Genomic DNA, 9,970 nt, shown 5'->3' on the forward strand with positions numbered 1-9,970 from the left:
TGAAGCTCCCATCCTTACCTTCGCAAGGCACCGATCCGCCGACTCCCTAGTGACGGACCGCAGACCTTGCCCGCGAGTCCATAGATCCCCACCGGGGGCGCTCGATCCCGTGTGACCCTGTGGATCCACCCGACAGGGCGATGGTTGAGGGGCGCCCGACAGGTGAAGGATTTGCTGGCTGGGTGCGGGTGCTGGGCAGCTGGCTCGCTAATCGAGCACGACAGCCTTTAGCTCACGACCTCTTCGTCCCGAACTATCTGTCGGCGGCGCCTGAATTGTGACCCACTTCCGACGCTTGGGTTCTAACTCTTGTCGCAACATTCCTTGATCATCAGGGGTGCGTTGACGGCGAGGCGGGGACGCAAGCGCAGGCTGGAGCTCGAGGCCGAGTACTGGCGCCTTCTGGCGGCCGGGGTGGGCAGCGTCGAGGCCTGCAGGCGACTTGGAATCGGACGGAAAACGGGCTACCGGTGGCGGGCGGAGAACGGCGGCCTGCAACCCGACTACCTTGCAGAGGCATCCCGGTCAGGCCGGTACCTGTCGCTGCTGGAACGCCGGAGGATCGCCGCGCTGCGCAGCGCGGCCTGATGATCCGGGAGATAGCCGGCCTGCTCGGACGGGCACCATCGACGGTCAGCCGGGAGTTGCGGCGCAACAGCCGCCCGCACGACTACGGCATCTACGATGCCGACCTCGCTCGTCACCGCTGCCGCGAACGAGCCGGACGTCCCAGACGCGCCAAGCTGGCCACGGATCCCGAGCTGAAAGCCGAGGTGCAGTCAAAGCTCGATCTGGAGTGGAGCCCGGAACAGATCGCCTCCCACCTGCGGACCCGCTGGCCCGACCACCCCGAGCGACACCTTTGCCATGAGACCATCTACCGTGCCCTCTACCAAGGCGCCAAGGGTGGCCTGAGCAAGACCTTGACCAGGAAACTCCATACCGGCCGACCGCTCAGAAATAAGCGTCGCCGCCCAGAGCAGCGCATGCCCAGATTTGTCGCACCCGCCCTCCTCATCGACTGCAGGCCTCCGATCATCGAGCTGCGCGAGCGTCTCGGCGACTGGGAAGACGACCTCGTCGTCGGCGCCCGCAGCCAGTCCGCCGTCGCCACCCTTGTCGACCGACGCACCCGCTATCTCCGCCTGATCCCGCTGCCCGAGGGGCACTCGGCCAGCCACCTGCGCGACGCCCTCATCGCCAGCCTCAGTGAGCTGGCCGCGGCCACGTCCTCCGAGACGTCCTGCGGGATGGTGAAGCCCGGCTCGGGGTACTCCATCACCCGCTGCAGCGCGCCCGCCATCATTCGATGACCAGCTTCGCGTCCCCGATCCCCTTCGCATACTGCGCGAGCCCCCCGGCTCCGACGAGCACACCACGTCCAGCTCGGGCCACACCTTCTGGAACCGGCCTACCATCCGTACACCCAGTATCGATGAGATTGATCTTGGTGCTGCCGCTCCGTATCCGAGCGTCGAGCGCCACCCCCGTCAGTGGCGGGGCGCGAAACGCTCGCCGGGGGCGAGGATCGTCCAGCCACACCGGGAGTGGAAGCCGTTACGGATCTCGCGGACTACCAGGGCGCTGACCAGGGAGAATGGAGAACTCTCGCTGGAGTACCTAGGGTCAGCCTGTGGCTTTTATTATGGTGTGCGAAGATGACGCAGCAGTCCGCGACGTCCTCAAGCGCGCACTCGAGCACGACGGCCATACGATCGCAGTCGCTTCTACGGCGGACAGTCTGATGCGGCACCTTGAGCCGGTCCCTCACCTGATCGTCCTGGATCTAGGGCTCCCGGACGCTGATGGCCGCGATGTGTGCTTGGCGCTGCGGGCACGTGGCGTTGATGCCCCGGTGCTGATGCTCACCGCTCTGGATGGCATGCATCACAAGGTGGGTGGCTTCGAGGCGGGAGCCGACGACTACATGACGAAACCGTTCGACGTCCCGGAGTTGCTGGTGAGGGTCCGCGCCCTGCTACGCAGAACAACCGCGACGACCCCACCAAGGGGCGTCGTTCTTGATCCGGCGAAACATGTCGTGATCTACGGTTCGACAAGCGAGAGCCTGACGCCGACCGAGTTTCGGTTGTTGGGCAGGCTTATCGCTTCGCGGGGCGACGCTGTACGCCGCCACGTCCTCGTTGCTGCCGGTTGGCCGCATGGCGCGCAGGTCAGCGACAACACCCTTGACTCCTACGTTCGCCGACTACGGACCAAACTCGGTGCGCTGGGCGTGGCCGATCACCTGGCGACGGTCCGTGGGGTGGGCTACCGATGGGAGTGACGGGCTTCCGCGGGAGGGTGGTCGCGCTTGCGGTTCTGATCGCGACAGCGGTGGTCGCAGTGCTGGTGGTGGTCTCGCACGTGTTGCTGAGCCAGGTGACCGACGCCGACGCGAACGCTTTGGCGCATACGCGTGCAGAGGCAATGGCGGCGAACGTAACCACACGCAGTGGCCACGTCGTGCTGATCGAGAGCGGCAACGAAGCCCTGGACACGGTCTCGTGGGTGTATGCCGATGGGCACCTCATTGACGGGATCGTGCCGGGCAGCGTCCTTGACCGCGTCGAGGCGCTTGCCGACTCCGGGCAGTCCCAAACCACCACGGTCGGCAGTTACCTTCTGTATGCCCAGCCGATCCGGCTCGAAGGCCACCGCGTCGTGGCGGTCGTGAGGGTGAATCTGACGCCGTACGAGACGTCGGAGCAGCGCAGCCTGGCGATGTCGCTCATGTTGGGTGGCATCTCGATCCTGCTCGCAGGCGTCGTCGCATACGTCGTGGTGGGTCGTGCGTTGCGGGTGGTTCACGAAATGGCCGCTCTTGCCGACGACTGGGGCGATCACGAGCCCGGGCGCCGATTCAACCTTGGCGTTCCTCGCGATGAATTCGGGGAGCTCGGGCGAACTCTCGATCGCCTACTTGACCGCGTGGACAACGCGCTCGCGGACGAGCGCCGGCTCACCGATGAGATCGCCCACGAGTTGCGGACGCCCTTGACGGTCCTGCGAGGCGAGGCACAGTTGGCGCAACTCTCCGGTCACCGTGTGGCACCGGAGTCTGTTCTGACCGAGGTCGACCGCCTGAACACGGCGATCACGACGATTCTGAGTGCTGCCCGGACGCGGATCGATGGCGGTACCCGCTGCGATCTCAGGGCGGCGGCGCGACAGGCGATCGCTGGTCGCTCCATCGAACTCGCCATCCCAACCAACGTCGATGTCGCCGTGGCAACGGAACTCGTCGTGGCTGTGTTGTCACCCCTGCTGGAGAACGGCCTGCGGCATGCGAGTTCGCGCGTTTGGGTCACAGCGCGCATCCAGCCCCAGGGGGTCGTGATCGATGTCCTCGACGATGGCCCGGGCTTCGATCCGGCGGAGGTTGACCGGGTCTTCGAAGCGGGCGTGACCAGTGGCGACGGGCACGGGTTGGGGCTGGCCGTGGTAAGGCGTCTCGCCGCGTCCGCGGGAGTGGCGGTCCGTGCGATCGCGGATGGCCACGGTCGCGTCGAGGTGACCTTCCCCACGCCACAGGCGGCTGCGTAGTCAGGTTGTGTGCAGGTTGGCCGAGCCAGCCTCGTCGCATGACAACGACAAGCGAAGCCCGCACGCGGCGGCGCGGGCGGCTGATGCTGAACAAGGTTCCCGAGGTCACCATCTGGTTCTGGGTGATCAAGATCCTGTGCACTACGGTCGGTGAGAGTTTCGCCGACTGGATCAACATGAAGCTGGGCGTCGGTCTGGTGAATACGGCCTGGATCTTCACTGCGGTGTTCGTGCTGGTTCTGGGCGTCCAGCTGCGGCTGAAGCGGTACGTCCCGTTCCCGTACTGGCTGACTGTGGTCGTTGTCAGCGTCACGGGCACGCTGTACACCGACATCCTGACCGATCAGCTCAACGTACCGCTGTGGATCAGCTCCACAGTGTTCTCGGTCCTGCTCGCCGTGGTCTTCGGCGTGTGGTGGCTGCGCGAGCGCACCCTCTCGATCCACTCGGTCACGACGCTGTCGCGTGAGTCGTTCTACTGGCTCACCGTCCTCGTCACCTTCGCGCTCGGCACCGCGACCGGCGACTGGACCCTTGAGCTCACCGGCTGGAGCCCGGGAGTCTCGGTCCTGCTGCCGCTTGGCCTCATCGGGGCGATCACGCTGCTGCGGAAGTTCGGCGCGAACCCGGTGCTGTCCTTCTGGCTCGCCTACATCCTGACCCGCCCGCTGGGCGCCAACATCGGCGACTGGCTCGCCTCCCCAAAAGTCGCCCAGAACCCGGGCGACCCGACCGGCCTTGCGCTGGGCACCTTCACCACCAGCCTGATCTTCCTTGGCCTGATCCTGGCGACTGTCATCTACCTGACGGTGACGCGCTCCGACGTGACCGAGACCTACGAGGCCACGCACACCCCGCAGATCACCGCCAACCCGCACAGGGAACGCATCGCGCTGGCGGGCTTCGGCCTCCTCGCCGTCGCCACCGGGGGCCTGCTGGTCTGGGCGCACAGCCAGCCGCACGTCGGCCCGGCGCCGGAGACCGACGCCACCTCCACCGCTCAACTCGCCCCTGGCCAGGCCGTGAAGAAATTCCCGCCCGTGAAGGTCGACGCACTCAAGGCACTGGCATCGACCTCGCTCAAGGACGCACGGTCGGGGAACGCGACCAGCGCCCACGCGGCTGCCCAGTCGCTGCGAGACCTCTGGGATGCCGACCAAGCCTCGTTGCAGCCGCTGGACAACACCGGCTGGACGTTCATCGACGCCCAGATGGACCGCGTCCTCAAGACCTTCGGCATCGACCACCCGAACCCGCCGATGTCGCCGGCCCGGCAGGAGGCTGAACTCAACACCCTCCTCACAGATATGCGCTGACGGACCTGATCGGCGGCGATTACTCCACAGATGCCGCCGCCGATCACGCTCTCGCGGAGCACGGGATCGCCTCGACGTCGCCCACACACTGCTGGCTGCCCGAATCGCTCGTCACGGGTACGGCCCACCCTGCCCGAGGACCGACGGAGGACCATGCGTCACAAGATTCTGGTCGTTGAGGACGATCACGTCCTGTGCGGGACGTACTGCGCCGCGGGTTGTACGAGGAGGGCTTCGAGCCCGTCGTCGCCGCCGGTGCCACCGCGCTGCGGTGGCACCGGCGACATCGCGGCGGTCATTGTGGATATGGGGCTGCCCGACGCGGACGGCCGGGACGTATGCCAGGTGATGCGTGCCAACGGTTTCATAGCCCTGGTGATCTTCCTGACAGCCCGGCACTACCTCACCGACCGGCTGTCCGGGTTCTCGACAGGAGGCGACGACTACCTGCCCAAGCCCGTCCATCTCGCCGCCCAGCTGCGCGCGTTCGTGACGCGTCCCGCACCGGGCCGGGCGACCGAGGCCGGAGACCTGGTCCTGGACACGGTGGGCCACGGCGTCACCGTGCACGGCACCGCTGTCGCGCTGTATCCTACGGAGTTCCGGCTGCTGGCCCCGCTGGTGGCTGCGGGCGGCGACGTCGTGCGCTGGCGCGATCTGATCAAGGCCGGCTGGCCCGAAGACGCCGAGGTCAGTGACAACACGCTGGCCCAGTACCTGACCCGGCTGCGGCGCAAGCTGCGCGAGGCCGGCAGCGCGCTGACGATCGGCACGGCGCGCGGAATCGGACACCGCCTGTCATGAAGCGCGTCGTCCGCAGCCTCACCCCCCGTACCCTGCGCGGTCGGCTCTCGCTGGTGGCGCTGACCACAGCCGCGCTGCTGATGACGGTCCTGACCGTGGTGTTCAACACGATGGTGGACCGGCACCTGCAGCACCAGGCGGACGACGAGCTGCGCAACCGGGCCGTGGCAGTGGCCACGACCGTGGATACGCGTCACGCGCAGGTGCGGGTCCTAAAGACCGTCAACGACAGCCTCCTCGACATCAACGTGTGGATCTACGCGGGGACGCGGCTGCTCGAACAGCCGCCGTCCGCCACGGCGGGCAGCACGCTGACGCGGGCCGCCGGACGCCTCGCCTCCGAGGGCAAGCGGGTCTGCACGACCGTGCCCGCAGACGGTCAACGGTCCGTTCGGCTGTGCTCCCGGCCAGTGCCCGGCCGCCACGGCACAGCCACCGTGGTCACGACGCTTGACCTGCGTCCATATCAGAGTTCGGCCGAAACCCTGCTGCTGGGCTCCCTGATTCTGGACGCCGTCATGCTCGCCTGCACCTACGCGCTGACCCGGCTCGCGGTCGGCCGGGCCCTGCGCCCGGTCCGTACGATGACCGACCAGGCCACCCAGTGGAGCGCCGTGGGCTCCGACGAACGCTTCGGCGCGACCGAGCAGCCCGCCGAACTGGCGCGTCTGGGCAGCTCGCTGGACTTGCTCCTGGACCGCATCCGCTCCGTGCTGCGTCACGAGCAGCAGCTGACGGGAGAGCTGTCCCACGAGCTGCGCACCCCGCTCACCCGGATCGTCATGGAACTCGACTGGTGGCGTGTCCGCCCCCGTACGGACGCCGAGACCCGCGCCACCCACGAAGTGATCGACGAAGCCGCCCAGTCCATGCGCACCATCTGTGACACCTTGCTCAACGACGCCCGCGAGAATGCCCGGCACCCCACGACCGCTGCCCCGGGCACGACTCCGATCGCACCAGTTCTACGTCGGATGGTCCAGCACCTCGAACCACCGGATCCGGTGAAAGTCGCGGTGCAGACGGCCGCCCCCGAGGCGGAGGCCGGCGTCGCACCCACTCTCCTGGAACGCATCGTCAGCCCCCTGCTCGCCAACGCCGTCCGCTACGCCCGCTCCCGGGTGACCGTCTCTGCGCACCTTGCCCCCGGCGTCGTACACATCGATGTCACCGACGACGGCCCCGGCGTACCGCAGACGTTTCACGACGAGCTGTTCCAGCCCGGCCAGCGGGCGGACACTGACGACGGACACGACGGCGCGGGCCTCGGGCTGCCGCTCGCGCGGCGCCTGGCCCGCGCCGTCGGCGGGGATGTGTCCTACGACCCCTCACATACGCCCGGGGCGCGCTTCACCGTCACCCTGCCCGCCTGACCGGCTCCTGCTCCGGGTCCTGTACGCGGGCACCGCGGCGTTCCTGCATCTGCGCGTAGGCCATCAGCGCGAACAGGATCGCCAGCGCGTGCTGGAGACGAGGATCGCCGACCAGAAAAGGACATCGCCCCCGACCAACAGGAGCGAGCCAGTCAGGATGGCCGCTCTGGTCGGGTAGCCCCGGCGAAGCTCAGGCAACCAGATCTGCTCAAAACCGGAACCAGCCTCCTGTGGAGGACAGGACTGGGAGCATCCGTACCAAGGTCGTGGCGGCGCGCCCCTGAAGCTCCTGAACCGGGCGGGTGGTCCTCCCATCACAGGGCCCGATGGGAGACGGTGAGCAGGTAGGTGCCGTAGAAGAGGGAGACGCCGGCCAGGGCGATAAGCAGGACGACAATGGTGCGTAGGCGGCTCCGCCCCAGATGCAGGGCGAGCGGGAGCAGTAGAGGAAAGGCCAGCAGCAGGAACCTCGGCTTGCTGGTGAAGAAGTGGGTGCCGCCGACGGCCATCACGATGAGGACCGCGCAGTATGCGAGCAGAGGCGAGGGCATCCCGTTCAGGACGCAGAAGAGGAACAGCAGCATGGAGCCGAGGACGATCGCGACGGTCACGTAGACGACGAGGGTGTCGTGCCCGACGATCAGGTGTTTGAACGTGTGGGCGGTGTAGCGGCCGAAGTCGAACCGTGAGCCCCAGAGACTCTGCACGTGGAAGTAGCCGACGGGGTTGTGTGTCCTGAGCCCGACATAGCCGATGTAGCCCAGCCATCCGAGGGGAGCCGCGGCGGCGGCCGCCCAGGCGCGCGGAGCGGTGGCCACACCGGCGCGGCGCAGCTGCCAGAGATGAGCGACGGCGCCGGTGACGACGGCGGCCGCTTTTCAGGCGAGTTGATCGTGCGGCCAGGATCAAGACCCGGCCCGACAACGGCGGACGTCGACACCCCGTGACATACCGCTGCGTACGCTGACGTTCGTTGTCGTTGCCGTCAGACTGCCGTCAGGGGCCGATGGCCAGGGATGGTGTGGGGCACGGGCATCTTTTGATCGGTAGCTCTCGCTGGATCGGTCAGCAACGGTCATACAGGCCGCTTCATGCGGCTGGGCGAGGGTGGCCTCAGATGCGGTCTTCCGCGGCCGTGCGGCGGTGATCATCGGCGATTTGCGCTGCTTGAGCTTCCGCCACGATTCCGCTGTCGAGACCGCAGGTGCATCGCACCACTGCCTGCCCGGTGGGTTCGTTCTCGACCCATCCTCCGCGGTGCGTCGTGTTCCGGGTCATGCCGCGCACGACCGTCGCGTGTTCCACCATGCATCCATGTTCGCCACCGAGGCGCGCAGCCTGCCAACGCCATGTCCGCCGAATGGGTCCGAACCGCAGCACCGTCGGCCGCCCCCGGCATAGATTGGCGCCGCCGTTCCCCGTGACGACCAACGCTGACAACCACCGGCAGTTAAGGCTGCGGCATGCCTGGAATGACAGACGGTGGATCTTGCCGTCCGCAGCACGCGGTGCCACGATCGGGAACCTGGGCAAGGGGGGTTCGATGCTGCACGTCATCTCACTGGTCGCCGTGGCAGCTGTCGTGGTGCTCTATGCCGTGGCGGGTGTCCTGGCCATCACGACCGGCCGGGCCGTGCCATGGCAGCGGGGGTACATCCTGCGGCCGCGGCTGTGGGGTTCCGGAGCCCTGGTATTCGGAGCGGGGATGGCGCTGGCCCGTTACGGCGGAACGGTGCGCGACCTCACCACCTCCGACGTCGTCTTCGCCTGCAGCCTGCTCATGCTGATCTGCGGTGGGGTGCTGCAGTACGTCGGCCAGCGCGTCGGCCGCCTTCGCGCATGACGGCTGCACGGTGCTCATCCTCCTGAAGGACGCCGTCCGCACTCCGGTCCTAGCCAAACAGCGATGGGATGAGACAGCCCTTGTCAAGACCGCGTGTGGCGGCTGACACCAGTGGCTGACACCAACAAGCGCGAACGGCAGTGCCTCTGTCAGTACGACCCAGCCTCGTAGGATCAGCAGCTATGTCGGACACAAGCGGGGAACTCGGCTGGCTCCAACACTGGTACGAAGCCCAGTGCGACGGTGACTGGGAGCACGAGTGGGGCGTTCGGATCGCGACGCTCGACAACCCTGGTTGGACAGTCAACATCGATCTCGAAGAGACGTCTCTGGCCGGACGGTCCTACGCCCGCACCGACTTCCTGCGCAGCGACTCCGACTGGGTGATAGCGAAGGTGTCTGACGACGTCTTCCAGGCGTCCTGCGGTCCGCTCAACCTCGGGGAAGTACTGCGTCTGTTCCGAGACTGGGCCACCTCAGTCGGCCAGGAGCTCCAGTAGACGACCAGTGTCAACGAGCCCGCGCCGTCTCAGTTTCCGTCTCATTCAGCGCCGTTCACGGCCGTTCACACGGGACCGAAGCCCGTAGCCGCTCCGGCGACCGGCTGGCCATGAACGCAGACATCAACGTCGGCGGACAGCAGCAGCTCAGCGCGAACCGTGTTGACCCTACCTCCCGTGCACAGAGGGCCAGTTGTGCCCACCGGATCGAACTCCTAAAGCGGGTGTCGCACACCGCCCCGCAGTCGATGTCCAGCACCCAACGGGCGTTGAACGCGTGCACGACACCGATATACGAATCCAGATCGCTGCGGTCGGAATCGAGCGGATCGCGGATCGCGTCCATCCGCGGAAGATCTTGTCAGTCATGCAGTAGAAGGCATACGGGGCACATGGAAGGGGCGCCCTCCCCCAACAGCGGAAGGGCACCCCAAGGGCGGTCAGCGGTCGTTACGGTCGTGGTGGCCCCAGCCGTGGTTGCCCCGGTCGTCACGGTCGTGGTGGCCCCAGCCGTGGTTGCCCCGGTCGTCACGGTCGTGGTGGCCCCAGCCGTGGTTGCCCCGGTCGTCACGGTCGTGGTGGCCCCAG

At 67.2% G+C, this 9,970-nt stretch carries 10 protein-coding genes and 1 pseudogene; 9 read left to right on the forward strand and 2 right to left on the reverse strand.

Annotated elements, in window-relative coordinates:
• The first annotated feature begins 342 nt into the window (after positions 1 to 342).
• The 7 genes and pseudogenes from ABZ904_RS48995 (at position 343) to ABZ904_RS49025 (ending at position 7,039) form a co-directional block, all read left to right on the forward strand.
• Positions 343 to 588, forward strand: a complete 246-nt coding sequence (locus tag ABZ904_RS48995) for a hypothetical protein (protein WP_359409939.1) — start codon at positions 343 to 345, stop codon at positions 586 to 588.
• Entirely contained in the window at positions 588 to 1,313 is a 726-nt protein-coding gene (locus ABZ904_RS49000) for an IS30 family transposase (RefSeq protein WP_361005461.1), read from the forward strand. The genes ABZ904_RS48995 and ABZ904_RS49000 overlap by 1 nt, the downstream gene beginning before the upstream one ends.
• Before the next feature lie 320 nt (positions 1,314 to 1,633).
• Positions 1,634 to 2,287, forward strand: a complete 654-nt coding sequence (locus tag ABZ904_RS49005; RefSeq protein ID WP_361005458.1) for a response regulator transcription factor — start codon at positions 1,634 to 1,636, stop codon at positions 2,285 to 2,287.
• Positions 2,278 to 3,546: a HAMP domain-containing sensor histidine kinase gene (locus tag ABZ904_RS49010; RefSeq protein WP_359409933.1), complete on the forward strand. Its 1,269-nt coding sequence runs from the start codon at positions 2,278 to 2,280 to the stop codon at positions 3,544 to 3,546. The genes ABZ904_RS49005 and ABZ904_RS49010 overlap by 10 nt, the downstream gene beginning before the upstream one ends.
• Before the next feature lie 38 nt (positions 3,547 to 3,584).
• A complete protein-coding gene (locus ABZ904_RS49015; protein ID WP_359409931.1) occupies positions 3,585 to 4,862 on the forward strand; it encodes a hypothetical protein in 1,278 nt (425 codons plus the stop codon).
• A gap of 153 nt (positions 4,863 to 5,015) precedes the next feature.
• Positions 5,016 to 5,666: pseudogene (locus ABZ904_RS49020) on the forward strand (response regulator transcription factor).
• Positions 5,663 to 7,039 carry a HAMP domain-containing sensor histidine kinase gene (locus ABZ904_RS49025; protein ID WP_359409929.1) on the forward strand — a complete coding sequence of 459 codons (1,377 nt, stop codon included), beginning with the start codon at positions 5,663 to 5,665 and terminating at the stop codon, positions 7,037 to 7,039. Before ABZ904_RS49020 ends, ABZ904_RS49025 begins: the two are co-directional and overlap by 4 nt.
• A 314-nt stretch (positions 7,040 to 7,353) precedes the next feature.
• Here the strand turns inward: ABZ904_RS49025 and ABZ904_RS49030 are convergent, their stop codons facing one another.
• Both ABZ904_RS49030 and ABZ904_RS49035 read right to left on the reverse strand, forming a co-directional pair.
• Positions 7,354 to 7,857 (reverse strand): hypothetical protein, encoded by a 504-nt coding sequence (locus tag ABZ904_RS49030; protein ID WP_361005453.1) that lies wholly within the window; start codon positions 7,855 to 7,857, stop codon positions 7,354 to 7,356.
• A gap of 295 nt (positions 7,858 to 8,152) precedes the next feature.
• On the reverse strand, positions 8,153 to 8,347 hold the full coding sequence (locus tag ABZ904_RS49035) for a hypothetical protein (RefSeq protein ID WP_359409925.1): 195 nt from the start codon (positions 8,345 to 8,347) through the stop codon (positions 8,153 to 8,155).
• Positions 8,348 to 8,582: 235 nt separating this feature from the next.
• Here ABZ904_RS49035 and ABZ904_RS49040 point away from each other — a divergent pair, with 235 nt between their 5' ends.
• Both ABZ904_RS49040 and ABZ904_RS49045 read left to right on the forward strand, forming a co-directional pair.
• Complete coding sequence (locus ABZ904_RS49040) at positions 8,583 to 8,882, forward strand: hypothetical protein (RefSeq protein WP_359409923.1); 300 nt, start codon at positions 8,583 to 8,585, stop codon at positions 8,880 to 8,882.
• 182 nt (positions 8,883 to 9,064) lie between these two features.
• Entirely contained in the window at positions 9,065 to 9,382 is a 318-nt protein-coding gene (locus ABZ904_RS49045) for an immunity 53 family protein (protein ID WP_359409921.1), read from the forward strand.
• Positions 9,383 to 9,970: the final 588 nt, after the last annotated feature.

This window comes from Streptomyces sp. NPDC046900, assembly GCF_040644975.1.
Taxonomy (GTDB): domain Bacteria; phylum Actinomycetota; class Actinomycetes; order Streptomycetales; family Streptomycetaceae; genus Streptomyces.